Origin of the sequence: Ralstonia sp. 1138 (assembly GCF_040544795.1) — a bacterium.
Lineage (GTDB): Bacteria > Pseudomonadota > Gammaproteobacteria > Burkholderiales > Burkholderiaceae > Ralstonia > Ralstonia flatus.
In genome coordinates this window covers 437,309-461,253 of sequence record NZ_JBEPKQ010000004.1, presented here as the reverse complement: position 1 = coordinate 461,253, position 23,945 = coordinate 437,309, and the positions used below count along the sequence as shown (strand labels likewise).

Here is a 23,945-nt window from a genome sequence, read left to right as displayed (position 1 = left end):
AACCTCACACAGCGACGCCGGCGCTTGTCCACCTCGCATGAAGACGAGGCGCGCCGCGCGGCTGATCAGGAGACCATCATGGAAGCATCCATTCGGGCGCAGGAAGACACACGCGTTGGCCTTGGGCGCATGCTTATCCACTACAGGATCGGGCCGCTGCCTCTTCCCGTGTACGCCGCGATTGCCGCCATCACGCTGCTCGCAGCGTTCAACAAGAAGTTGCCCAACGACATGATCGGCGGTTTGGTCGTGCTGATGCTGCTCGGTTTCCTGCTGGGCGAAATCGGTGCCCGGCTGCCGGTGTTCAAGCACATTGGCGGGGCAGCCATTCTTTGTCTGTTCGTGCCGTCGGCGTTGGTCGGCTACAAGGTGATCGACCCCGAGATGCTGAAGGCGCTCACGACCACGATGAAGACGGCCAACCTGCAATATCTGTATATCGCGTGCCTCGTGGCGGGCAGCATCCTGGGGATGAGCCATCGCGTGCTGGTGCAGGGCTTCATGCGGATGTTCATTCCGCTCTTGATCGGGACGCTGGCGGCCATCGTGGCGGGCGTGACGGTCGGGCTGTTCTTCGGCTACGACCCCAAGCACACGTTCTTCTTCATCGTCATCCCGATCGTCGGGGGCGGCATTGGCGAGGGCATCCTGCCGCTGTCGATCGGGTATTCCGAAATCCTTGGGCGGCCGCAGGCAGAGCTGATAGCGATGCTTGTGCCGGCGGCGCTGCTGGGCAACGTTGTCGCCATCCTGTCGAGCGGCGTGCTCAAGTCGCTGGGTGAGAAGCGGCCGCACCTGACCGGCCATGGCGATCTCGTCAAATCCGGCAACGACACCGATCTGCTGGCCAACGATCGCACCGACGCGCCGCTCAATCTGGGCCTGATGGGCGCTGGCCTGTTGATCAGCTGTGCGTTCTTCATCTTCGGCGCGCTGCTGTCGCGCTTCACCGGCATTCCGGGCCCGATTCTCATGATCGTCAGTGCCGCGCTGCTGAAGGTGTCGAAGGTGCTCCCGCAGAACATGGAGCTGGGCGCTTACCAGATGTACAAGTTCGTCTCCACCAATCTGACGTTCGCGATCCTCGTCGGTCTTGGCGCGTTGTTCGTCTCGTGGAAAGAGCTGATGGCTGCCTTCACGCCAGGCTATTTCGCGATCTGCGCGGTGACGGTGCTGGCGCTGGTGGCGTCAGGTTTCTTCGTCGGCAAGTGGCTGGGGATGTATCCGGTGGAGTCGGGCATCGTGACGGCGTGCCACAGCGGGTTGGGCGGCACGGGCGATGTGGCGATTCTGTCGGCGTCGAATCGCATGGGGCTAATGCCGTTCGCGCAGATCTCGACGCGCATTGGCGGGGCTGCGATGGTCGTGGCCGCGACGATTCTGCTCAAGTTGCTGCACTGAGCAAAAAAAGGCGAGGGTAAGTCTGAAGAATGAGCGGCCGGCGCGCAGCGTGTCGGCCGTTTTGTTGTCTGCGCACCGCGGCGCAAGCGCATCGCAAATTGCGCAAATGAAAAAGGCCCGACAGTTGCCTGTCGGGCCTTCCATATTCTGGTGGGGCGTGAGTGACTCGAACACTCGACCTACGGATTAAGAGTCCGCTGCTCTACCAACTGAGCTAACGCCCCGCGAAGAAATGAGACTATATCAACCTTTTTTGGATCGCGCTAGTCCTTTGCGCGAATTTTTTTCGAGTCGGCGCTGTGACTGCGTAGCACGTTGATGAATTGCGTGAGCCCGTGCGTCGGATGCTTGTCCCGATGGCGCACGATCAGCAGCGGTCGGGCGATGCGCGGCAGGCCGCTGTTCACCTCGACCAGGCGGCCGTCACGCAACGCGTCGGCCACCACGTGGCGCGACAGGCAGCTAATGCCGTAGCCGGCAGCCACCGTGCGCTGGATGGCTTCAGAGTGCCCGAGTTCGAGCGCCACGTGCAGCGGCCCGACCACCGAAGCGATGCGGCTATCGACCAGTTCGCGCGTGCCGGAGCCGGGTTCGCGCATCAGCCAGGCCGCTTCGCGCAGCGCTGCGTGTGAGACAGGCTCCGTCCCTTGAGCGAGCGGGTGCCCCGGCGCGGCCACGATCACCATCTCATCGTCGATCCACGTTTCGATCTCTAATGCCTCGCCGCGGCACGTGCCTTCGATCAGGCCGATGTCGACCTCGAAACGCTGCACGGCATCGACCACGTCCTGCGTATTGCCGATCAGCACGTCGAGCTGGCTATTGGGTGCGATCTCATGCCGGAAGCCAGCGAGCAGGGCCGGCAGCACATAGTTGCCGATCGTGCTGCTGGCGGCCACCTTCAGGCGCACGTTGGGCTGGGCGGTCGCGTGTTCCAGCGCATCGGCGTGGTCGAGCAGCGCCTGTGCTTGCGGCAGAAGTTGCCGGCCCAGCGCATTCAGGTGCAGGCGCCGCGCATGCCGGTCAAACAGTGGATGCCCGAGCGTGGATTCCAGCTCGGCCAGCGCCGCGCTGACAGCGGATTGCGACAGGCCAAGGACTTCGCCGGCAGCGGTGGTCGTCTCACTCTGCGCGATGGCGGCAAAGACGGCCCATTGCCGCAATGTGACGCGAGGCGCTTTGTTATCCATAAAAGTGGTTGGAATTACGAAAATTACCTGTTTTACATGTTATCACGGTCCGCATATCGTTATGCGCATATCGAATAAGCAAGGCGGATGTGATGACGATTGCGCAGAAACAGCTGGCACCCTCGAGCATGGCGGCGGGGTTCGATGGGCGGACGCTTGCCAGCGTGACGATGTTGTTCGCCTGTGCAGGCGTGGCTGTAGCCCTTGGGGCCATGCCGTGGGCGGCGCATCTGGGGCTGAGCGCGTTGACGCTTGCCATCCTGCTCGGCATGGCCGTGGGCCATGTGCCGGGGCATCAACGTTGGCTGACCCCGGCGGCGATCCAGTTTGCGCGCCATACGCTGCTGCGGGCCGGCGTGATTCTCTACGGCGCCCGGCTGACGCTTGCGCAGATCCAGGATCTGGGTACGTCGGGCGTGGCGATTCCCTTGGTGGTATTGGCCGCGACGATGCTCGCCGGTACGTGGATCGGCACGCGCTGGTTTCGCCTCACGCGTTCGCAAGCCGTACTGGTGGCGGCGGGTAGTGCGGTGTGCGGGGCTGCGGCCGTGCTGGCCGTTGCGCCAGCGGTGAAGGCGTCGCCGCGTGAGACGGCCGTAGCGATCGCCAGCGTCGTCCTGTTCGGCACCGTCGGCATCTTTCTGTATCCGTGGCTGTACGCGCTGGTCGCGCATGCCGGCGGGACGGTCTCGCCGGAGCACTTCGGCGTCTACATCGGTTCGACGATGCACGAGGTCGCGCAGGTGATTGCCGCTGCGCGTCCGTTGGGCGACGACGCCACCAACGCGGCCGTGGTCAGCAAGATGGTGCGCGTGCTGGCGCTGGCTCCGCTGCTGGTGGTGCTGGCGTGCACGACGCCCGCTGAAGGGCCGGCTTCCGCTTCGGCGCCTTCCGAGAGTGCGCTTCGCAAGGCCGCCGGCCATGCCTGGAAGGCGATGCCCTGGTTTGCGGTGGGCTTGCTGATCGTGACGCTGCTGAATTCCGCTGGTGCGATCCCCGCTGCATGGCACGCCCCCATCGACGCCATCGACACCGCCATGCTGGCCTGCGCGATGTTTGCCATCGGCACGCAAACGCATGTACCGATGCTGCTGAAGTCCGGTGTGCGTCCGCTGCTGTGCGCTGCGGTGTTGTGGATCGGTCTGGTGGGCGGCGGCGCGCTCATCAATGTGGGCGTGCGTTGGCTGGTAGGTTGATCAGGCCTCCGAAGCGGTGAGCGGGGGGCGGCAAGTTCGCCTCCATGGCGTGCAAGTCGCATCCGATTGCCGACTTGTGCGCTGCGGCTTTTCATTCGTGCGCGGCCGCCTAGTATGAAGTCCTGTGTCTTCGGCAAAGGGGCGACCATGCAAGCGCATCCCGTAGTCTCAAGAGATGAATGGCTCATCCAACGCCGGGCGCTGCTGGCCCGCGAGAAAGAGGCCATCCATTTGCGCGACGCCATCAATGCCGAGCGTCAGGCGCTGCCGTGGGTCCAGGTCGATACGGAATACGTGTTCGCGTCGCCGGAAGGCAGGAAGACGCTCGGCGAGCTGTTCGACGGCCGCAGCCAGCTGATGGTCTATCACTTCATGCTCGGTCCCGATTGGGATGCGGGCTGCCCTGGGTGCTCTTTCCTGTCCGATCATATTGGCGGAATGCTCACGCATCTGAACCACCATGACGTGACATTCGTCGCAGTCTCCCGCGCGCCGATGGACAAGATCGCGGCGTACAAGAAACGCATGGGCTGGCAATTCCCGTGGGTGTCGTCGTTCGGCTCGACGTTCAATCACGACTATCGCGTGAGTTTCTCGCAGGACGAACTCGCAAGCGGCTCGGTCGACTACAACTACACGGCCACGCCACGCGAAGAGGCTCACGACGAACTGCCTGGGATGAGCGCGTTCTACAAGGATGAGGCCGGCAATGTTTTCCACACGTACTCGACGTATGCGCGTGGCTTGGAAGACATGGTCGGCACGCTGCTGCTGCTTGATCGCGCGCCGCTCGGCCGCAACGAGACCGGCCCGATGTCATGGGTGCGCCGTCATGACGAATATGAAGACGCACCGAAGGCGCACGGCTGCTGCGCGACGTAAGGCACTCGAGCGAAAGAGGGGAAGAAGCGAAGAGAGGGTTTGGTGCCCGGAGCCGGGATCGAACCGGCACGCGCCGATTAGGGCGCAGCGGATTTTAAGTCCGCGGTGTCTACCAATTTCACCATCCGGGCATGAGGATCGATGCAGACAATACACGCACCGATGCCACAAATGAAAACGCCCCGCACGAAGCGAGGCGTTTTGTTATTTTGGCTCCCCGACCTGGGCTCGAACCAGGGACCTACGGATTAACAGTCCGGCGCTCTACCGACTGAGCTATCGGGGAATCGCTGTAGCAGCGAAGAAATGAATTCTAGCTAGTTTCCGATCTGCCCGTCAACACCTTTTTTGCGATGCTCGACAAAAATTGTGTCGGGCAAGTTCGCTCAACGCGTTCAGCCGCGGTCGAGGTACTGCTCCTTGTCCTTCACGTCCTTCCAGTCGTCGGCGTCGGGCAAGGGTTGCTTGGTCTTGGTGATGGACGGCCAGCCGGCTTGCGCCAGCTCTGCATTGATAGCGATCCATTTCTGCTGATCGGCAGGCACGTCTTCTTCGGCGTAGATGGCGTTGACCGGGCACTCGGCCACGCAGACGGCGCAGTCGATGCATTCATCCGGATCAATGGTCAGGAAGTTCGGGCCTTCGCGGAAGCAGTCGACGGGGCAGACGTCCACGCAGTCGGTGTACTTGCAGCGGACACAGCTTTCGGTAACGACGTGAGTCATTTCGCTTGGAAGTTGATGCTAGGAATTCGTGGGGCGCGCGGCCACGGATGCTTGTGCGTTTCCATGCCGGCAATCCCGCATTGTAACGCACCGGCCGTGCCCGACCGCCGCGTCATCCGCGTGCCGTCAGACAGTTTTGGCATGTGTTTATGCGCAGGCGCAAGGTTTGGCCAATCCTCTATTGCGCATGCTCGATCACCATCTGCACGCGTGTGATGCCGTTGAAGGTGTTGTTGTCGAGCCGGTAGGCCACATAGGCGGAGGCGCCCAGCGGCTCCGCGTGGTTGAACCAGATCGCATCGAAATGCTGCTTGCCCCGGCCCAGCTTGAGCTTGAGGTGCTTTTCCTTCAGCACCGCCTGCGACAGCACATCGAACTCGCCGCAGAAGCTCGGCGCCGGAAAACCCTGACCCCAGACCTGGGTTTCGAGCAGCTCGACGAACTGCGGCGTGAAGCATTCCGGGTCGGCTTCGCCATCGGTTTCGAGCACGCGCGAGAGCAGGGCCTCGGTCAGCCATTCGCGGCCGACGGCCTCGAAGGTGGCGACGAATGTCTCGAAGCCGTCTTCGCGCAGCGTGAGTCCCGCCGCCATGGCATGGCCGCCAAACTTGACGATCAGCCCCGGGCTGCGCTTGTGAACGGCGTCCAGCGCATCGCGCAGGTGGAAGCCAGGAATCGAGCGGCCCGAGCCTTTGATGACGCCATCGTCGCCGGGCGCGAAGGTGAAGACCGGGCGGTGGAACTTGTCCTTGATGCGCGACGCGACGATGCCAATCACGCCCTGATGCCACGTCTCGTTGTAGACCGCGATGGTGTGGCTGCCCGCGCCGTCGATGGCGTTCATGCTGTCGAGGATGGCGAGCGCTTCCTGCTGCATGCCGGCTTCGATCTCCCGGCGCTCGCGGTTCATGCCGTCGAGTTCTGCGGCGATGGACATGGCGCGGTCGTAGTCGTCGGTGAGCAGGCATTCGATGCCGAGCGACATGTCGGCCAGGCGCCCAGCGGCGTTCAGGCGCGGGCCAAGGCCGAAGCCCAGATCGAACGTCGACGCGCGACGCGCCTCGCGGCCAGCCACGCGGAATAACGCGGCGATGCCCGGGCACATCCGCCCGGCGCGCATGCGCTTGAGGCCCTGCGCGACCAGCAGGCGGTTGTTGGCGTCGAGCTTGACCACGTCAGCCACGGTGCCGAGCGCCACCAGGTCGAGCAGCGCATCGAGGCGCGGCTGATCCTGCGGCGTGAACACACCGCGCTTGCGCAATTCCGCCCGCAGGGCCAGCAGGACGTAGAACATCACGCCGACACCCGCCAGATTCTTGCTCGGGAAGTTGCAGCCCGGCTGGTTCGGGTTGACGATCACGCGCGCGTCCGGCAACTGCGCGCCGGGCATGTGGTGGTCCGTCACGACCACGTCGATACCCAGCGCGTTGGCGGCCGCCACGCCCGCCACGTCGGCGATGCCGTTGTCGACGGTGACCAGCACGTCCGGCTTCTCGCGCGCGGCGAGTGCCACGATTTCGGGCGACAGGCCGTAGCCGTATTCGAAGCGGTTCGGGACGATGTAGCTGACCTGCGCGCCCAGCATGCGCAAGCCGCGCACGCCCACGGCGCAGGCGGTGGCGCCGTCGCAGTCGTAGTCGGCAATGATGAGCAGGCGCTTCTTGGCCGCGATGGCGTCGGCCAGGTAGCGCGCCGCGTCGTCAATGCCCTTGAGTTGCGTGGGCGGCAGGAGGTCGGTCAGCTCGGTCGACAGTTCGTCGGGCCGCGCGACGCCGCGGGCGGCGAGTATGCGCGCGAGGACGGGATGGATGCCGTGGCCGGCCAACGTGGTGGCGGCGTCAGGGGAATGCGAACGGACAGCGATGCGGGTCATGCGGAATCGGGCTCAGGCGGGCTCAGGCAGGCTCAAGCGGCCATGGAAAGCGGGGACAGCGCGTCGCGCAAGGTGCGAGGGCGACTCAGTGGATGGCTCAAGCGTCGCAGCCACCCGAGCGGGCCATTGGCCAGTTCGCGGCGGGTGACGCGGTAGTGGGCGTAATGCGAGTCACCGGTCAGCACGAGCGAGACGGCGTCGATGCGGCCGTCGGCCAACGCCTCGGCGGCGGGGGAAAACCAGTCGCGATCGTAGGCGCGCAGGGTTTCGATCCAGTCGTACCAGTCGGCGGAAAGATAGGGCTTGCCGGCGTCGCCCAGCAGCGCGGCGGCGCTTGTGTCGTCGAACGGCACCGCGGCCAAGGTTTCGGCGCACAGCTCGGTGGCGTTGCCGGCGTGGCACAGGCCTGCGAAGAACGGATCCGCGCCGATCATGCGTTCGGCAATGGGGCGGGCGTCAACCAGCGCGCCCTGGCCGAATAGCCAGACCGAGTTGACCGGCAGCAGGCCGCGCGCCTCGCGTGCCTGATTGACGGGATGGTCGTACCACGTCATCTGGATCTCGTTCTGGAACTTGCGCCAGGCGCGCTCCTGCTCGCCCTTGTGCATCCAGATGTCGATGTTGTGGCCGGTGGCCCGCTGCGGCGCGGCGGCAATGAGGTCGCCAAAGGGCGAATCGGCGACGTACCAGCGGGCGGCGTGCGGGGCTTCGAGCGTGATGCCCATCTCGTCGACCAGGGGGGCGATGGCGGCGCGCAGGGCGTCGGCGTCGCCGGCCTCCAGGCGGAGCTGCGCTGGGTCGAGCATCACCAGATGGTCCCGGGCGGCGTGAATGTGGACCGGCTGCAGGCAGGCCCAGGTGCGCGTGTTGGCGGTGCCACCGTCTGCGAGGCGCATGTACGGCGCCGATGGCAGCGGAGAAATGGGCAGCCCGGCGTGCTTGGCCAGCCAGCGCTCGTGCGGCAGCGTGGGCAGGTAGGCGTCGTCGTGGCGCTCGCGCTCGGCCTCGCGCGCACGTGCGAGCAACCTTTCCAGGCCCGGCAAGGTCAATTGACGGTAAGCGTCGTCGGCCACCTCGGCAGCGGGCGCGCAAAACGGGACAATCAGGGTGAGTTCAGGAATCATGGCTCCGAGATTGTAAACTTCCGGCTCGTTGGCCAGTGAGCCGGACAAATCACACCCACGGGGAACCCCCTTTGAAACTTCCATACGAATGGCAGATCGGCTGGCGGTACACGCGCGCAAGCAAGCGCGCCAGCCGCAACAGCTTCATCTCTTTCATTTCGCTCATCTCCATGCTCGGTATTGCGCTGGGGGTGGCGGCGTTGATCATCGTGCTTTCGGTCATGAACGGCTTCCAGAAGGAAGTGCGGGACCGCATGCTGTCGGTGCTGGCGCATATCGAGGTGATGGCCCCGAACAGCCTGCCGGACTGGCAGCGTACCGCCAATGAGGCGATGCAGAACAAGGAAGTCATCGGCGCGGCGCCCTACGTGGGCGCGCAGGCCATGATCACGCGCGACGAGGCGGTGCGCGGCGTGCTGCTGCGCGGTGTGTCGCCCGCCGATGAGCCGAAGGTGTCGGACATTGCCAAGGATTTCAAATCGGGCACGATCGACGACCTGAAACCCGGCGAATTCGGCATCGCCCTGGGGAGCCAGCTGGCCAACGGCCTGGGCGTGCACCAGGGGGACAAGGTCACGCTGGTGGCGCCGCAGGGCACCATCACCCCGGCAGGCGTGTTGCCGCGGCTGAAGCAGTTCACGGTGACGGGCATCTTCGAATCGGGCCACTACGAGTTCGACAGCTCGCTGGCGCTGGTCAACATGGAAGACGCCGAACGCCTGTTCCGCCTCGATGGCCCGACCGGCGTGCGCCTGAAGCTGGTCGACATGGACCGCGCCCCGCAGGTTGCCGAAGCCCTGTCGCGCACGCTGTCCGGCGAGCTGTATATCCGCGATTGGTCGCGTCAGAACCGCAACTGGTTTGCCGCCGTGAAGACCGAGAAGAAGATGATGTTCATCATCCTCACGTTGATCATCGCCGTGGCGGCGTTCAACCTGGTGTCGACGCTGGTGATGACGGTGACGGACAAGCAGGCCGACATCGCCATCCTGCGCACCATGGGCGCACAGCCGGCGTCGATCATGAAGATCTTCATCGTGCAGGGCGTGGCGATCGGGTTTATCGGCACGTTGCTGGGTGTTGGCTTCGGTACGCTCATCGCTTACAACATCGACGTGATCGTGCCGTTCATCGAACGTCTCTTCCACGTGCAATTCCTGCCGCGTGACATCTATTTCATCAGCGAACTGCCCTCGGACCCCCGCGTGAACGACATTGCGACCATTGGCGTCATTTCCTTCATCCTTGCGTCGGTGGCGACGCTGTATCCGAGCTGGCACGCCTCGCGCGTGAATCCGGCGGAGGCACTGCGCTATGAGTGAGGCCGTCATGACTTCCATGGAAGCGCCGGCCGCGGCGCCGCAGGGTGTGGTGGTGCAAGCCGAAGGGCTGTCCAAGTCGTTCCGCCAGGGCGGCCTGAACGTCGATGTGCTCAAGGGTGTGGACATCCGCATCGGCGTAGGCGAGAAGGTCGCCATCGTCGGCGCGTCGGGCTCGGGCAAAAGCACGCTGCTGCATGTGCTGGGCGGGCTGGATGAACCGACGTCGGGTCGCGTTTCGCTGCTCGGCAAGCCGTTCACGGCCATGAAGGAGCGCGAGCGCAATACGCTGCGCAACCAGGCGCTCGGCTTCGTCTATCAGTTCCACCATCTGCTGCCCGAATTCACTGCGCTGGACAACGTTGCGATGCCGCTACGCATCCGCGGCGTGGAAGAAGCGCAAGCGCGTCACACCGCACAGGCGATGCTCGAACGCGTGGGCCTGGGCCCGCGCACGGCGCACCGTCCGGGCGAGCTGTCCGGCGGCGAGCGGCAGCGCGTGGCGATTGCGCGTGCCTTGGTCGGGTCCCCGGCTTGCGTGCTGGCTGACGAGCCCACCGGCAACCTTGACGATCACACCGCCGGTGAGGTGTTTGACCTGATGCTGGAACTCACGCGCACGCTTGGCACGAGCTTTGTCATCGTCACGCACGATATCGAGCTGGCCGGCCGTTGTGACCGCATCTTCCGCCTGCGTGAAGGCCATCTGCACCAGGAGCGCTGATGGCCGCGCGATGCTGTGCTTCAGCGCACCCGATTGCCGTAGCGGATGGACTGCAATCGGCCTTCGACAAAGCGCAGCGTCGTCATAAATTGGCCCGGGCCGGGGTTGTACGTCCATTCTTCGACGTTGCCGCAGGAACTGTCGTTGCGCGACGCGCTGCAGAACGTGTCGCGCATGACGGGTTCCCCGCAGTTCTGCAGGACGTCGGCCTTGTTGTCGCCGGCTTTGACGATATAGCCGGTGCCGCAGCGCAGGGTTTCCGCGTGGGCGGACAGCGTCGCCAGCGCGAGGGCAAGCGCCGCACAGGTCAAGGTGGCTGTTTTCATCGGGTTATGCGCGCACGGGCGCCAATATCAGAAATCGCGGATTCTAGGATCAGCACCTTTCGGGTACGTTGCGTGCTTTTTCCAATGCAGAACTGACCATGTGGATCGACACCCATTGCCACCTCGACGCCAGCGACTTTGATGCCGACCGTGATGCGGTCGTCGCGCAGGCGCATGCAGCGGGCGTCAACCACATCGTCGTGCCGGCGGTGGCACGCTGGAATTTCGACACGGTGCGGGCGCTGGCACATCGGCATGCCGGTTGCAGTTATGCGCTGGGTATCCATCCGATCTACGCCGCGCAGGCCAGTGACGACGACCTGCTCGAACTGCGCCGTCAGGTTGCTGCGTCAATGGACGACCCGCGTTTCGTGGCCGTTGGCGAGATCGGTCTCGATTTCTTCATTCCCAATTACGACGTTGACCGGCAGAGCGCCGTGTTCCGCGCGCAATTGCGTATCGCACGCGAATTCGACCTGCCTGTGCTGATGCACGTGCGCAAGTCGCAGGATCAGGTGTGCAGCGCCGCTGCCAAGGCGGGCGTCCGCGGCATTGCGCACGCGTTCAACGGCAGCCCGGAACAGGCGCGTCGCTTTGTCGATTCCGGCTTCAAGCTCGGGTTTGGCGGCGTCTTTACCTTTTCGCGGGCCAATCGCGTGCGTCGGTTGGCGCAGGACATGCCGATCGAATCGATCGTGCTCGAAACCGATGCCCCCGACCTGGCCCCCGCCTGGCTTGCCGACGACCAGTTCGGCGAGCAGAGCGCCGTGCGCAATGCGCCAACGGAAATCGCCCGCATTGCCGACGCGATGGCGCAACTGCGCGGCATCTCCATTGAAGCGCTGGCGGACCAGGCGCGCCGTAACAGCATCGACGCCATTCCCCGCCTGGCAGCGCTCCTGCAAGCCTGACGCCCGCACATGCGTCTTGCGTTGATCGGCTTTGTCGCCGGCTGCGTGGCATTGCAGATGCAGGCGACGCTGCCGCCGGTATGGCTGCCGCTTGGCGTGCTGGTGCTCTGTCTGTCGCTGGCTGCTGTCACGCGGCGTCGGCCGATGTTGTTTCCTGTGTTGTTCGTCGCCAGCACCATCGCCGCGGGCTTTGGCTGGAGCGACTGGCGCGCGCAGCAACGCTTAGCCGTCGCGCTCACTCCTGCGTGGGAAGGCAAGGACATCATCGCGACCGGCGTGGTGGCCGAGCTGCCGCAGACCGGTGATGACGCCACGCGCTTTCTCTTCCACATCGAATCCAGCAATGCGGGCGATGCCGTGCCGCCCCGCGTGCGCCTGTCCTGGTATGGCGCGCGAACGTGGCGCAACGCGGGCGAGGAAGATGCAACGCCAGGCCGACGTGCCGGCATTCCCGATCTGCAGCCCGGCCAACGCTGGCAACTGACGCTGCGCCTGAAGCGCCCGCACAGCTTGGTCAACCCCGGCGGCTTCGACGGCGAGTACGCGATGCTCGCCGAGAACATCCGCGCCGTCGGCTATGTGCGCACAGGCAAGCGCGCACAGAACATCGCGCTGGATGAGGCAGGCACCGATTTCGCCATTGGCGTGGAGCGCTGGCGGGCCAGCGTGCGGCGCCACATCCTCGATGCCTTGCCCGATGCGCGCTACGCGGCGGTCATCGTCGCGCTCGTGGTGGGCGACCAGAGAGGCATCGCCCGCGACGACTGGGACCTGTTTCGTCGCACCGGCATCAGTCACCTGGTCAGCATTTCGGGGTTGCACATCACGATGATCGCCGGGCTGTTTGCAGCGTTGTGGATGGCGCTGTGGCGTCGCTCGTTCGGGCTGACGCGCTGGCTCCGCGTGCCATTGCCGCTACGCATGCCGGCCCCGCGCGCAGGCGCCATCGCGGCGATGCTGGCCGCGTTCGTCTACTGCCTGCTCGCGGGGATGGGCGTGCCGGCGCAGCGCACGCTGCTGATGTTGTCCACCGTCGCCATCGCCCGGCTGACCGATCGCAATGTGCCCGCCAGCCTCTCGCTGTGCTGGGCGGCGGCCGTGGTGGCGGTGGTGGACCCGTGGGCGGTCATGTCGGCGGGGTTCTGGTTGTCCTTCGGCGCGGTGGCGATCATCTTCGTCGCCGCGCAGATGGCGCTCGATGGTCATCGCAACGACAACGCAGACGGCTGGGTCGAACGCACGCGCCGCACGCTGGCTGGCGGCACGCGGATTCAGTTCGCGGTCACATTCGGGCTGTTGCCCTTGACGTTGCTGCTGTTCCAGCAGACCTCGGTCGTTTCCGCAGCGGCGAATGGGCTGGCGATTCCCGCGGTCAGTTTTGTGACGACGCCGTTGGCGCTGATCGGCGCGGCGCTTCCGGACCCGCTGGCGCAGCCGGTTCTGATGTTGGCCGAAGCGAGCTTCCGGTGGCTGGTCGTCTGGCTTGAATGGCTGGCGGCGCCGCGTTGGTCTGTGTGGGTTGCGCCGGTTGCGCCCATGTGGGCAGTGTTGCTATCGATGGTTGCGGTGGCGCTATTGCTGGTGCCGGGTGGTCTGCGCGCATGGGCGTGGCGCGCGCAGGGTGCCTTGCTCCTCTTGCCGTTGGTGCTGGCGCGCGTGCCATTGCCATCGCCCGGCGAATTCCGGCTCGTCGCCTTCGACATCGGCCAGGGTGCGGCGGCCTTGGTCGAAACGGCCAACCACCGCCTGCTGTTCGACACCGGCCCCCGCTACGGCGACCATGCGGATGCCGCCGGCCGCGTCATCGCTCCCTACCTGCGAGCACACGGCGTGGAAGTGCTCGACACGCTTGTCGTCAGCCACGAAGACAGCGACCACGCCGGTGGCACCGAAACGGTGATCGGCGCGGTGCCGGTGCGCACCATGTTGGCGTCTTTGCCGCCCGGGCATGCCCTGCGAGGCACGGCCGATGCCAAAGACATCGGTTTTGCCGAGTGTTTGGCTGGGCAAGCATGGACGTGGGACGGCGTTGTCTTTGAGGTGCTGCACCCGCTGCGCCTGCCGGCTGAAAGCGAGCGCGTGTCGAGCAACGCCCGCAGTTGTGTGCTGCGGATCGCCAATGGCCGCCACGCTGCCTTGCTGACCGGCGATATCGAAGCCGCCCAGGAAAGCGCGCTCATCGCTGCGGAAACGCCTGAGCGACTGATGGCAGACATCTTGCTTGTGCCTCATCACGGCAGCAAGACAAGCTCCAGCGGCGCGTTCTTGGACGCGGTTTCTCCGCAGGTGGCGGTTTTCCAGGTCGGCTACCGCAATCGGTACGGACATCCGCATCCGCAGGTTTGGCAGCGCTACGTAGCGCGCGACATCGACGGGTTGCGCACGGACAAGACCGGTGCCGTCGTCATTCAGACCGACGGCGATGTGCTGGACATCCAGACCGCCCGCGCCATGCGGCCGCGGTACTGGTCTTCCGCACAGGAAGTGGAACCCCTGGCAACGGCCACCGGCGCCTTCGACGCCCAGCCGTAAAAACTGGTGGCACAACGGGTTGGCCCCATTGTGGGGGGCAAAACCGCTGTGCTATAAAAACCACGTGCCGCGTACATCGCGCGGCGCCGTCAGGGGAGAAAAGCATGGCAGTCCGGTTCTACGATGAAATGCTCAACTGGCATGACGGGGACCGCAGCCCCCATGCCGCCGAACCGGCCCCGGCAGCGCTCGTCCAGCAGGGCGAGGTTCGCAGCCACTACGGACGTTTCGCCGAATGGCTAGGCGCGCAATCCGCCACGACGCTGCAGAACAAGCGCGCCGAGGCCGACCTGATCTTCCGCCGCGTCGGCATCACCTTTGCCGTGTACGGCGACAAGGACGAGTCGAACAGCGGCACCGAGCGCACGATCCCGTTCGACATCATTCCGCGCATCTTTCCCGCAAGCGAGTGGGCCACGCTCGAGCGCGGTCTGCGACAACGCGTTGATGCGCTGAACCGCTTCCTCCACGACATCTACCACGAGCAGAACATCCTGCGCGCGGGCGTCATCCCGCCCGACCAGATCTACAACAACGCCCAATATCGGCCGGACATGCTTGGCGTCAACGTGCCGCGCGACATCTACGCGCACGTGGCGGGCATCGACATCGTGCGCGCCGGCGAGGGCGAGTTCTACGTGCTGGAAGACAACCTGCGCGTGCCTTCCGGTGTGTCGTACATGCTGGAAAACCGCAAGATGATGATGCGGCTGTTTCCGGAGTTGTTCGCACGCAATCGTGTGGCGCCGGTCGCTCATTACCCCGACATGCTGCTCGACATGCTGCGCAGCGTCTCGCCGCAGAACATTGCGGACCCGACGGTGGTGGTGCTCACGCCCGGCATGTACAACTCCGCGTATTTCGAACATGCCTTCCTGGCGCAGCAGATGGGCGTCGAGCTGGTGGAGGGGCACGACCTGTTCGTGCAGGACGACCATCTCTACATGCGCACGACGCAGGGCCCGCAGCGCATCGATGTCATCTACCGCCGTGTGGACGACGACTTCCTCGATCCGCTCGTCTTCCGGCCCGATTCCTCGCTGGGCGCAGCCGGCCTGCTGTCGGTCTATCGCGCTGGCAACGTCACCATTTGCAATGCCATCGGCACCGGCGTGGCAGACGACAAGTCGATCTATCCGTATGTGCCGGACATGATCCGCTTCTACCTGGGCGAGGAGCCGATTCTGAACAACGTGCCGACGTACATGTGCCGCCGGCCGGATGACCTGCAATACGTCCTGGACCACATGGGCGAGCTGGTGGTCAAGGAAACGCACGGCGCGGGCGGCTACGGCATGCTGGTCGGCCCAGCTGCCACGCAAGAGGAGATCGCCGCTTTCCGCGAGGTGGTGAAGGCCCGCCCCGATCAGTACATCGCGCAGCCTACATTGGCGCTGTCGACTTGCCCGACGTATGTGGAAGCCGGTATCGCACCGCGCCACATCGATCTTCGGCCGTTCGTGCTGTCCGGCAAGGACGTGCGCATGGTGCCCGGCGGCCTCACGCGGGTGGCGTTGCGGGCCGGCTCGCTGGTGGTCAACTCATCGCAGGGCGGCGGAACGAAGGACACGTGGGTGCTGGAGCGCTGAACGTTCGCGCAGCGACGCAACCTGGCCATCGATCAATCGATCAGTCGATCCACCGCATATCGAATACGTAGAAGGGAACGCCATGCTCAGCCGCACCGCAGACCACCTTTTCTGGATGGCGCGCTACACCGAACGCGCCGAGAACACCGCCCGCATGCTCGACGTGAACTACCAGACCTCGCTGATGCCGCAATCGGCCGAAGTGGCGGAGCAGGGCTGGTGGGCAATGCTCGATATTTCCGAACTCACCCGGGTTTTTGCCGATCGCTACGGCCTGCTTTCGCGCGACGACGTGATCGATTTCATGGTGCGCGACATGACCAATCCGTCGTCGATCATGAGCTGCCTGCGCGGCGCGCGCGAGAACGCCCGAGCCGTGCGCGGTTCCCTCACCACGGAGGTGTGGGAAACCATCAACACCACGTGGCTGGATGTCCAGCGCCTGATTGCCGAAGGCATGCTGCGCGACGATCCATCGCAATTCTTTGAATGGGTGAAGTTTCGCTCGCACCTGTCGCGCGGTGTGCAGGTCGGCACCATGCTGACGGATGACGCGTTCCAATTCATGCGGCTGGGGACTTTCCTGGAGCGTGCGGACAACACGGCCCGGCTGCTCGACGTGAAGTTCCAGTCCACGCCGACGCGCGATGAATCGGCCGCCGAGCAGGGCGACTTCTATCACTGGGCCGCCACGCTGCGCTCCGTGTCGGGCTTCGAGGTGTATCGCAAGATCTATCGCAACGTCATTACGCCGACGCGCGTGGCGGAGCTGCTGATCCTGCGCAGCGATATGCCGCGCTCCCTGCTGGCCAGCATGGACGAGGTGGTGAGCATTCTTTCCACCGTGCGCAACAGTCAATCGGCGGAGACGGAGCGGCGCGCTGGTAAACTGCACGCCGACCTGCGGTACGCCCGCATCGAAGATATCTTCTCGGTCGGCCTGCATGCCTGGCTGACCAACTTCCTGGAGCGGATCGGCGACCTGGGCAACGGCATCAGCCAGGATTTCCTGGTGCCGCTCGAAGTCGCATGACCCTGCAGGGCATTGTGCATACATCGGGGCGCCGCTTTCGGGCGGCGCCCGTGTCATCGTGAAATACCAAATTCGACATACGACGGTCTACCGTTATGCCGAGCCGCTACGCCATAGCGTGCATGAGCTGCGGCTGACGCCGCGCAGCGGCGAGCTGCAGCAGGTGGATAGCTGGCAGATCCACGCGCCCGGCAACCTCACGCGCGCCACCGACGGTTTCGGCAACGTCGTCCATCACTTCACCCTCGGCACGCGTACGGAAGACGTCACCATCGAGGCGCGCGGTGTTGTCGAGGCGTTTCCTGCGGGCGCTCCCGGCAGCCAACGCTTTGTCGATGCGCCGGGCCAAGGCCGCTATCGCGTTTCGCCGCTGTATTTTCTAGCCACCACGCCGCTGACTTCCGCGCCGCCGGAGATGGTCAACTTTGCGCGCGAGCACGCGCTGGTGCCGGGCGATGCCGAATCGGCAATGCGGCTGGCGCAGGCCATCGCCAAGCGCGTGCGCTACAAGCCGAACACCACGCATGTCGGCACGGCCGCTGCGGAGGCATTTGGTCTGGGTGCCGGCGTATGCCAGGACCAGGCACAGGTGATGGTCGCCTGCTGCCGCGCGCTGGGCGTGCCGGCGCGCTACGTCAGCGGCTATTTCCATGCCGTCGGGGAAGAAGACCTGGCCAGCCACGCCTGGGCCGACGTGTGCCTCGACGCCGAATCGCACACCTGGTGCAGCATCGACGTCACTCACCAGTGCTTTACCGATACGCGCCACATCCGCTTGGCGGTGGGGCGCGATTATCAATCCGCTGCGCCGGTGCGCGGCGTGCGGCAGGGCGGAGGCGCCGAGACGCTCGACGTCCGTATTTCCATCGAGCCGCTGCCCGTCGAGGCTGTCGGCGTGAATTGAGCACCGCTTCCAAGCGCGCGGATGGGTTCCGACCGGCGCGCTAGAATGCCCCTCACACACCGTTTCCGTTTGTCGCTTCGCCCATGACCTATTGCGTCGCCATGCGCCTGGACGCAGGCCTTGTGTTCCTGTCCGATTCCCGCACGAATGCGGGCGTGGACGCCATTTCCACATTCCGCAAGATGACCGTCTTCGAGCGCGAAGGCGATCGCGTCATGGTGCTGCTGACGGCTGGGAATCTGGCGATCAGCCAGGCCGTGCGCCAAGTGTTGACCGAAGCACGCGGCAAGCCGCGGTCGCTGTGGACGGCGCGGGACATGTTCGAGGCCGCCACGATCGTCGGCGAAGCCGTACGCGATGTCTATGACCGCGACGCCGCGGCGCTGGCCAAGGCCAAGATCGACTTCAATGTCAGCATCATCTTTGGCGGGCAGATCGGCGCAGAGCGGCCGCGCCTGTTCAACGTCTACGCGGCGGGCAACTTCATTGAGGCCACGCCCGAGAACTGCTACTTCCAGATCGGCGAGGCCAAGTACGGCAAGCCGATCATTGACCGCGTGGTCAGCCCGGGGCTGCCGCTGGACGAAGCCGCGAAGTGCGCGCTCATCTCGATGGATTCGACGCTGAAGTCGAATATTTCGGTGGGGTTGCCGCTGGATCTGCTGGTCTACGAAACCGACTCCCTGCGGGTGACGCGCTTTGTGGCCATCGACGAAGAGAATCCGTATTTCGCGATGATTCGCGGCACGTGGGGCAAGCGCCTGCGCCAGGTGTTCGCTGAAATCGAGGATCCGGATTGGGAAACCGGCACTTCGCCGTCGCACCCGTTGCGCCGGGAGGGGCATCCCTCCGCGGAGGTTGGGCCCGTGCGCATTGCGCCGCCCGCAGCCGAGGCGCCCGCCACGCCGGACCGCGCGCCCGGCCCCGCGTTGGAGCAGGTGTCGACGATCCAGCGCGTGGCCGGCGGATCCCAGAAGTCACGCTGAACGGCACGGGATCTGCAATGCGCGACGTGATGCTCTTTTCGCATGCCAACGGCTTTCCGGTCGGCACGTATCGCAAGATGCTTGGTGTGCTCGGTGATGAATTCGACATCCGCGCGGTGGAGCGCTTTGGGCACGATCCGCGTTTTCCGGTCACGCGCTCCTGGCCCGGCCTGGTGAAAGAGCTGCTGGCAGAAATCGACGCGCAGGCCGAGCCGGTCTGGCTGGTCGGCCATTCTTTGGGCGGCTTCCTGAGCCTGATGGCGGCGCTGCGCCGGCCCGAGCGCGTGCGCGGCGTCGTGATGCTCGATTCGCCGATCATCGCAGGATGGCGCGCCAAGCTGCTGCGCGTGGCGCAATGGCTGGACATCGACGAGAGTCAGTCGCCCGCCGCAGCGACGAAGAACCGGCGCCATCTGTGGCCCGACCTCGACGCCGTCTGGAGCCACTTCAAGGCCAAACGCAAGTTCGATCGTTGGGACGAAGACGTGCTGCGCGACTATGTCGAACATGGCACCGAGCCGACCGGCCGTGATCGGGAGCGCACACTGCGCTTCTCGCGCGAAATCGAATACCAGATTTACCGCACCTTGCCGACCAACATGGGGCGAAAGGTCGCGGGCGGCACGGCATTCCCGGTCAGCTTTGTGGCCGGCACCCGTTCGCGCGAGATTCGTCAGGTCGGACTGGGTGCGACGCGGCGCATCGTCGGCAGCAGGCTGCGCTGGATCGAGGGCAGCCATCTCTATCCGATGGAGAAACCGCTGGAAACGGCCGAGTTGATCCGCGAATTGATCGGCGAAATGCGCGCCAACGCAGGCGCCATGCGGCACGCCGCGTAGGCGAGACTGCTCTCGGGCAAATTCCACCGTTCTGTCACGGAGCGGAGGGGGGACCTTTGCTATAATCCGGCTTTCCCCGGCAAGCTAGGTCATGACCAAGTTCGTATTCGTTACCGGTGGCGTAGTGTCCTCACTCGGCAAGGGCATCGCCGCCGCCTCGCTCGCGGCCATTCTTGAGTCGCGCGGCCTCAAAGTCACCCTCCTCAAACTCGATCCTTACATCAACGTCGACCCGGGCACCATGAGCCCGTTCCAGCACGGCGAAGTGTTTGTGACCGAGGACGGCGCAGAAACCGACCTCGATCTTGGCCACTACGAGCGTTTTGTCTCGGCCAAGATGCGCAAGGCGAACAACTTCACCACAGGCCAGATTTACGAATCCGTGATCCGCAAGGAGCGTCGCGGCGAGTATCTCGGCAAGACGGTGCAAGTCATTCCGCATATCACCAACGAAATCCAGGCGTTCATCGAGCGCGGTGCCGCGGCATCGCACGACGGCAAGGCCGATGTGGCGATCGTGGAAATCGGCGGTACGGTGGGCGATATCGAATCGCTGCCGTTCCTGGAGGCCGCCCGCCAGATGAGCCTGCGCCTGGGCCGCAACCAGGTGGCGTTTGCGCACCTGACGCTGGTGCCGTTCATTGCCAGCGCCGGCGAGCTGAAGACCAAGCCGACCCAGCACTCGGTGCAGAAGCTGCGCGAAATTGGCGTGCAGCCGACCGCGCTGCTCTGCCGCGCCGACCGTCCGATTCCCGACGATGAACGCGCGAAGATTTCGCTCTTCGCCAACATGCCGCAGGACGCGGTCATCTCGGTGTGGGATGTCGACACCATTTACAAGATCCCGCAGATGCTCAACGAGCAGGGGCTGGATCGCATCATCTGCGAAGAGCTGCGTATCGAAGCGCCGCCGGCGGATCTGTCCGTATGGGCGCGCATGGTGCACACGCTGGAAAATCCGCAGCACGAGATCACCATCGGCATGGTCGGCAAGTATGTTGACCTGACCGAGTCGTACAAGTCGTTGATCGAGGCACTGCGCCACGCCGGCCTGCACACCTCCACGCGCGTCAATATCGAGTACATCGATTCTGAAGAACTCGAATCGGGCCACACGCAGGTGCTGGACACGCTCGACGCTGTGCTGGTGCCGGGCGGCTTCGGCAAGCGCGGTACGGAAGGCAAGATCCGCGCAATTCAATACGCCCGCGAAAAGGGCGTGCCGTACCTGGGCATCTGCCTGGGTATGCAATTGGCCGTGATTGAATTTGCGCGCCATCTGGCTGGCATGAAGGACGCCAACAGCACCGAATTCAACGACGAGACCGAACACCCGGTGGTCGCGCTCATCACCGAGTGGCTGGATCGCGATGGCCGCGTCGAAAAGCGCTCGGCCGACTCCGACATGGGTGGCACCATGCGCCTGGGCTCGCAGCGCGTGCCGGTTCAGCCAGGCACCAAGGCGGCGGCGATCTACGGTGCGGAAGTCAACGAGCGCCATCGCCATCGCTACGAGGTGAACAACCACTACGTGCCGCAGTTGGAAAAGGCCGGGATGATCATCTCGGCGCGTACGCCGTCGGAAAACCTGCCGGAAATGATGGAACTGCCGGCGTCGATGCACCCGTGGTTCGTCGGCGTGCAGTTCCACCCGGAATTCACCTCGACCCCGCGTGACGGCCACCCGCTGTTCAAGGCCTACGTGGAAGCCGCGCTGGCGCATCACAACCAGACCGCGCAACGCGCTGTCGCCTAACGCGCTGGCGCACGGGAAATACGATGAAACTCTGCGATTTCGAAGTCGGCCTCGACAAACCGTTCTTCCTGATTGCCGGCACCTGCGTGATCGAATCCGAGCAGATGGCGATCGACACCGCCGGCACGCTTAAGGAAATCACCGGCGCGCTGGGCATTCCGTTCATCTACAAGTCGTCGTTCGATAAGGCGAACCGCTCGTCGGACGCTTCGTTCCGCGGCTTGGGCATGGAAGAGGGCCTGCGCATCCTGTCGGAAGTGCGGCGCCAGGTGGGTGTGCCGGTGCTGACCGACATCCATGAGATCGATGAGATCAAGCCGGTAGCAGAGGTCGTGGACGTCCTGCAGACGCCGGCGTTCCTGTGCCGCCAGACCGATTTCATCCGCGCCTGCGCGCAGAGCGGCAAGCCCGTCAACATCAAGAAGGGCCAGTTCCTCGCGCCGCACGACATGAAGAATGTCATCGACAAGGCGCGTCACGCGGCTCGCGATGCCGGCCTGCCGGAAGACAACTTCATGGCCTGCGAGCGTGGCGCTTCGTTCGGCTACAACAATCTCGTGTCGGACATGCGCTCGCTGGCGATCATGCGCGAGACGGGCGCACCGGTTGTGTTCGACGCCACACATTCGGTGCAATTGCCGGGCGGCCAGGGCACCAGCTCCGGCGGTCAGCGCGAGTTCGTGCCGGTGCTGGCCCGGGCAGCTATCGCGACGGGCGTTGCGGGTGTCTTCATGGAAACGCACCCCGATCCCGCATGCGCGAAATCAGATGGCCCGAATGCCGTGCCGCTGCGCCGCATGAAAGACTTGCTGTCAGTACTGAAAGAACTGGACGCGCTCACCAAGCGCAGCGGTTTCCTGGAAAATCAGTTCGACTGATTCTTCCGACCATCGGCGGCTCCACCAGCCGCCGCTGTCGTTTTCGGTTCCGCTCAGTTCAGCTTTCGTTTTGGCTTCCGGAGAGAGACACATGGCCGCTGGCTACATCCTCGCGTACGTGGACGTGACAGACCCCGTGCAATACGAGCAATACAAGACGCTGTCGACCAAGGCCATGCAAGCGCATGGCGCCGAGCCGCTGGTGCGCGGCGGCAAGACCGAGCAACTGGAAGGCGAGTGGAACCCCACCCGCATCGTCGTGCTCAAGTTTCCGAGCTACGACGCCGCCAAGGCGTTCTACGACAGCGAGGAATATCTCGCTGCCCGCAATGCGCGCGCCAAAGCTGCCCACATGAACATGATCGTGGTCGAAGGCGTTTAAGCGCCGGTCGACCTCGTAGCATTACCTGCTTTAAGACACCAAGAGGGATTTTCATGAGTGCCATCGTAGATATCATCGGTCGCGAAGTGCTGGACTCGCGCGGCAACCCCACCGTCGAATGCGACGTGCTGCTGGAATCGGGCGTGATGGGCCGTGCAGCGGTGCCGTCGGGCGCATCCACCGGCTCGCGCGAAGCCATCGAACTGCGTGACGGTGACAAGTCGCGCTACCTGGGCAAGGGCGTGCTCAAGGCCGTCGAGCACATCAACACCGAAATCTCCGAGGCCATCATGGGCCTGGACGCGTCGGAACAGGCGTTCCTGGACCGCACCCTGATCGACCTGGACGGCACCGAGAACAAGAGCCGCCTGGGCGCAAACGCCATGCTGGCCGTGTCGATGGCCGTCGCCAAGGCCGCTGCTGAAGAAGCCGGCTTGCCGCTGTATCGTTACTTCGGCGGTTCGGGCGCGATGCAGATGCCGGTGCCGATGATGAACATCGTCAACGGTGGCGCGCACGCCAACAACAGCCTGGACATCCAGGAATTCATGGTGATGCCGGTCGGCCAGTCGAGCTTCCGTGAAGCCCTGCGCTGCGGCGCCGAGATCTTCCACGCGCTGAAGAAGATCCTGGCTGACAAGGGCATGAGCACGGCCGTGGGCGACGAAGGCGGCTTCGCACCGAACTTCGCCAGCAACGAGGAGTGCCTGAACACCATCCTGTCGGCCATCGAGCAGGCTGGCTACAAGGCTGGCGAAGACGTGCTGCTGGCGCTGGACTGCGCCGCGTCCGAGTTCTACAAGGATGGCAAATACCACCTGGAAGGCGAGGGCCTGCAGCTGTCGTCGGAAGACTTCGCCAACTATCTGGCGAACCTGGCTGACAAGTTCCCGATCGTGTCGATCGAAGACGGCATGCACGAGAGCGACTGGGCCGGTTGGAAGGCCCTGACCGAAAAGCTCGGCAAGAAGGTGCAGCTGGTGGGCGACGATCTGTTCGTCACCAACACCAAGATCCTGAAGGAAGGTATCGAGAAGGGCATCGCCAACTCGATCCTCATCAAGATCAACCAGATCGGCACGCTGACCGAGACGTTTGCCGCCATCGAGATGGCCAAGCGCGCTGGCTACACCGCCGTGATCTCGCACCGCTCGGGCGAAACCGAAGACAGCACGATTGCCGACATCGCTGTTGGCACGAACGCTGGCCAGATCAAGACGGGCTCGCTGTCGCGCTCGGACCGCATGGCCAAGTACAACCAGCTGCTGCGCATCGAAGAAGACCTCGGTGATATCGCCAGCTATCCGGGCAAGTCGGCGTTCTATAACCTGCGATAATCCCTCGCAGTTTTGCTCCGCATGACTGTGCGACCGCC

At 64.4% G+C, this 23,945-nt stretch carries 21 protein-coding genes and 3 tRNA genes; 16 read left to right on the top strand and 8 right to left on the bottom strand.

The genetic code is table 11. The annotated features are described in order from the left end of the window. The first annotated feature begins 78 nt into the window (after positions 1–78). Positions 79–1,401 (top strand): 2-hydroxycarboxylate transporter family protein, encoded by a 1,323-nt coding sequence (locus ABIC76_RS19760; protein ID WP_354534975.1) that lies wholly within the window; start codon positions 79–81, stop codon positions 1,399–1,401. A gap of 148 nt (positions 1,402–1,549) precedes the next feature. Here ABIC76_RS19760 and ABIC76_RS19755 read toward each other — a convergent pair. Beyond that, positions 1,550–1,625, bottom strand: a tRNA-Lys gene (locus tag ABIC76_RS19755). A gap of 39 nt (positions 1,626–1,664) precedes the next feature. Further along, positions 1,665–2,591, bottom strand: a complete 927-nt coding sequence (locus ABIC76_RS19750; RefSeq protein ID WP_354534974.1) for a LysR family transcriptional regulator — start codon at positions 2,589–2,591, stop codon at positions 1,665–1,667. A gap of 92 nt (positions 2,592–2,683) precedes the next feature. Between ABIC76_RS19750 and ABIC76_RS19745 the strand changes: the two genes are divergently transcribed. Together ABIC76_RS19745 and ABIC76_RS19740 are read left to right on the top strand one after the other, a co-directional pair. Continuing rightward, positions 2,684–3,787 carry a YeiH family protein gene (locus ABIC76_RS19745; protein ID WP_354534973.1) on the top strand — a complete coding sequence of 368 codons (1,104 nt, stop codon included), beginning with the start codon at positions 2,684–2,686 and terminating at the stop codon, positions 3,785–3,787. Between the two features lie 147 nt (positions 3,788–3,934). Next, positions 3,935–4,669: a DUF899 domain-containing protein gene (locus tag ABIC76_RS19740; RefSeq protein ID WP_354534972.1), complete on the top strand. Its 735-nt coding sequence runs from the start codon at positions 3,935–3,937 to the stop codon at positions 4,667–4,669. Positions 4,670–4,709: 40 nt separating this feature from the next. Here the strand turns inward: ABIC76_RS19740 and ABIC76_RS19735 are convergent. From ABIC76_RS19735 to ABIC76_RS19715, 5 genes are all read right to left on the bottom strand, one after another. Continuing rightward, positions 4,710–4,800 (bottom strand) — tRNA-Leu (locus tag ABIC76_RS19735). Between the two features lie 79 nt (positions 4,801–4,879). After that, positions 4,880–4,955: transfer RNA gene (locus ABIC76_RS19730), tRNA-Asn, on the bottom strand. A gap of 109 nt (positions 4,956–5,064) precedes the next feature. Next, complete coding sequence (fdxA, locus tag ABIC76_RS19725) at positions 5,065–5,394, bottom strand: ferredoxin FdxA (RefSeq protein WP_009238498.1); 330 nt, start codon at positions 5,392–5,394, stop codon at positions 5,065–5,067. A 178-nt stretch (positions 5,395–5,572) separates the two neighbouring features. Continuing rightward, entirely contained in the window at positions 5,573–7,267 is a 1,695-nt protein-coding gene (recJ, locus tag ABIC76_RS19720) for a single-stranded-DNA-specific exonuclease RecJ (RefSeq protein ID WP_354534971.1), read from the bottom strand. A gap of 32 nt (positions 7,268–7,299) precedes the next feature. Next, positions 7,300–8,391: a hypothetical protein gene (locus ABIC76_RS19715; protein ID WP_354534970.1), complete on the bottom strand. Its 1,092-nt coding sequence runs from the start codon at positions 8,389–8,391 to the stop codon at positions 7,300–7,302. Positions 8,392–8,462: 71 nt separating this feature from the next. Here ABIC76_RS19715 and ABIC76_RS19710 point away from each other — a divergent pair, with 71 nt between their 5' ends. Beyond that, positions 8,463–9,713: a lipoprotein-releasing ABC transporter permease subunit gene (locus tag ABIC76_RS19710; RefSeq protein WP_027677717.1), complete on the top strand. Its 1,251-nt coding sequence runs from the start codon at positions 8,463–8,465 to the stop codon at positions 9,711–9,713. Further along, the gene (gene lolD, locus ABIC76_RS19705) at positions 9,706–10,434 is read left to right on the top strand and encodes a lipoprotein-releasing ABC transporter ATP-binding protein LolD (RefSeq protein ID WP_316664572.1); all 729 of its coding nucleotides are present in this window, start codon (positions 9,706–9,708) and stop codon (positions 10,432–10,434) included. Before ABIC76_RS19710 ends, lolD begins: the two co-directional genes overlap by 8 nt. Positions 10,435–10,454: 20 nt before the next feature. On the opposite strand, the gene ABIC76_RS19700 is transcribed toward lolD, so the two are convergent. After that, positions 10,455–10,760 (bottom strand): DUF2845 domain-containing protein, encoded by a 306-nt coding sequence (locus ABIC76_RS19700; protein WP_102065039.1) that lies wholly within the window; start codon positions 10,758–10,760, stop codon positions 10,455–10,457. A 98-nt stretch (positions 10,761–10,858) separates the two neighbouring features. On the opposite strand from ABIC76_RS19700, the gene ABIC76_RS19695 reads away from it, so the two are divergent. From ABIC76_RS19695 to eno, 11 genes are all read left to right on the top strand, one after another. Further along, positions 10,859–11,671, top strand: coding sequence for a TatD family hydrolase (locus ABIC76_RS19695; RefSeq protein ID WP_354534969.1), 813 nt, complete (start codon positions 10,859–10,861; stop codon positions 11,669–11,671). A 9-nt stretch (positions 11,672–11,680) separates the two neighbouring features. After that, on the top strand, positions 11,681–14,203 hold the full coding sequence (locus ABIC76_RS19690) for a DNA internalization-related competence protein ComEC/Rec2 (protein ID WP_354534968.1): 2,523 nt from the start codon (positions 11,681–11,683) through the stop codon (positions 14,201–14,203). Positions 14,204–14,307: 104 nt separating this feature from the next. Then, positions 14,308–15,792: a circularly permuted type 2 ATP-grasp protein gene (locus ABIC76_RS19685; RefSeq protein WP_027677712.1), complete on the top strand. Its 1,485-nt coding sequence runs from the start codon at positions 14,308–14,310 to the stop codon at positions 15,790–15,792. A gap of 82 nt (positions 15,793–15,874) precedes the next feature. Further along, positions 15,875–16,825, top strand: a complete 951-nt coding sequence (locus tag ABIC76_RS19680) for an alpha-E domain-containing protein (protein WP_102065042.1) — start codon at positions 15,875–15,877, stop codon at positions 16,823–16,825. Positions 16,826–16,883: 58 nt separating this feature from the next. Continuing rightward, entirely contained in the window at positions 16,884–17,729 is an 846-nt protein-coding gene (locus ABIC76_RS19675; RefSeq protein ID WP_354534967.1) for a transglutaminase family protein, read from the top strand. A gap of 83 nt (positions 17,730–17,812) precedes the next feature. Beyond that, the gene (locus ABIC76_RS19670) at positions 17,813–18,715 is read left to right on the top strand and encodes a proteasome-type protease (RefSeq protein ID WP_027677709.1); all 903 of its coding nucleotides are present in this window, start codon (positions 17,813–17,815) and stop codon (positions 18,713–18,715) included. Between the two features lie 17 nt (positions 18,716–18,732). Beyond that, positions 18,733–19,554, top strand: coding sequence for an alpha/beta fold hydrolase (locus ABIC76_RS19665; RefSeq protein WP_027677708.1), 822 nt, complete (start codon positions 18,733–18,735; stop codon positions 19,552–19,554). Positions 19,555–19,645: 91 nt separating this feature from the next. After that, positions 19,646–21,310 (top strand): CTP synthase, encoded by a 1,665-nt coding sequence (gene pyrG, locus ABIC76_RS19660; RefSeq protein WP_027677707.1) that lies wholly within the window; start codon positions 19,646–19,648, stop codon positions 21,308–21,310. 23 nt (positions 21,311–21,333) lie between these two features. Beyond that, positions 21,334–22,188, top strand: a complete 855-nt coding sequence (kdsA, locus tag ABIC76_RS19655; protein ID WP_354534966.1) for a 3-deoxy-8-phosphooctulonate synthase — start codon at positions 21,334–21,336, stop codon at positions 22,186–22,188. A gap of 91 nt (positions 22,189–22,279) precedes the next feature. Next, positions 22,280–22,570 carry a DUF1330 domain-containing protein gene (locus tag ABIC76_RS19650; RefSeq protein ID WP_027677706.1) on the top strand — a complete coding sequence of 97 codons (291 nt, stop codon included), beginning with the start codon at positions 22,280–22,282 and terminating at the stop codon, positions 22,568–22,570. A 53-nt stretch (positions 22,571–22,623) separates the two neighbouring features. After that, positions 22,624–23,907 (top strand): phosphopyruvate hydratase, encoded by a 1,284-nt coding sequence (eno, locus tag ABIC76_RS19645; protein ID WP_009238483.1) that lies wholly within the window; start codon positions 22,624–22,626, stop codon positions 23,905–23,907. The last annotated feature ends 38 nt before the right edge of the window (positions 23,908–23,945 follow it).

Bases quoted from the DNA above. Each gene is read 5' to 3' on its own strand.
- lolD (WP_316664572.1), top strand. From the start codon at position 9,706: ATGAGTGAGGCCGTCATGACTTCCATGGAAGCGCCGGCCGCGGCGCCG.
- ABIC76_RS19700 (WP_102065039.1), bottom strand. From the start codon at position 10,760: ATGAAAACAGCCACCTTGACCTGTGCGGCGCTTGCCCTCGCGCTGGCG.
- ABIC76_RS19680 (WP_102065042.1), top strand. From the start codon at position 15,875: ATGCTCAGCCGCACCGCAGACCACCTTTTCTGGATGGCGCGCTACACC.
- ABIC76_RS19665 (WP_027677708.1), top strand. From the start codon at position 18,733: ATGCGCGACGTGATGCTCTTTTCGCATGCCAACGGCTTTCCGGTCGGC.
- ABIC76_RS19670 (WP_027677709.1), top strand. From the start codon at position 17,813: ATGACCTATTGCGTCGCCATGCGCCTGGACGCAGGCCTTGTGTTCCTG.
- ABIC76_RS19695 (WP_354534969.1), top strand. From the start codon at position 10,859: ATGTGGATCGACACCCATTGCCACCTCGACGCCAGCGACTTTGATGCC.
- kdsA (WP_354534966.1), top strand. From the start codon at position 21,334: ATGAAACTCTGCGATTTCGAAGTCGGCCTCGACAAACCGTTCTTCCTG.
- ABIC76_RS19690 (WP_354534968.1), top strand. From the start codon at position 11,681: ATGCGTCTTGCGTTGATCGGCTTTGTCGCCGGCTGCGTGGCATTGCAG.
- ABIC76_RS19685 (WP_027677712.1), top strand. From the start codon at position 14,308: ATGGCAGTCCGGTTCTACGATGAAATGCTCAACTGGCATGACGGGGAC.
- recJ (WP_354534971.1), bottom strand. From the start codon at position 7,267: ATGACCCGCATCGCTGTCCGTTCGCATTCCCCTGACGCCGCCACCACG.
- pyrG (WP_027677707.1), top strand. From the start codon at position 19,646: ATGACCAAGTTCGTATTCGTTACCGGTGGCGTAGTGTCCTCACTCGGC.
- ABIC76_RS19715 (WP_354534970.1), bottom strand. From the start codon at position 8,391: ATGATTCCTGAACTCACCCTGATTGTCCCGTTTTGCGCGCCCGCTGCC.
- ABIC76_RS19745 (WP_354534973.1), top strand. From the start codon at position 2,684: ATGACGATTGCGCAGAAACAGCTGGCACCCTCGAGCATGGCGGCGGGG.
- fdxA (WP_009238498.1), bottom strand. From the start codon at position 5,394: ATGACTCACGTCGTTACCGAAAGCTGTGTCCGCTGCAAGTACACCGAC.
- ABIC76_RS19760 (WP_354534975.1), top strand. From the start codon at position 79: ATGGAAGCATCCATTCGGGCGCAGGAAGACACACGCGTTGGCCTTGGG.
- ABIC76_RS19740 (WP_354534972.1), top strand. From the start codon at position 3,935: ATGCAAGCGCATCCCGTAGTCTCAAGAGATGAATGGCTCATCCAACGC.
- ABIC76_RS19750 (WP_354534974.1), bottom strand. From the start codon at position 2,591: ATGGATAACAAAGCGCCTCGCGTCACATTGCGGCAATGGGCCGTCTTT.
- ABIC76_RS19650 (WP_027677706.1), top strand. From the start codon at position 22,280: ATGGCCGCTGGCTACATCCTCGCGTACGTGGACGTGACAGACCCCGTG.
- eno (WP_009238483.1), top strand. From the start codon at position 22,624: ATGAGTGCCATCGTAGATATCATCGGTCGCGAAGTGCTGGACTCGCGC.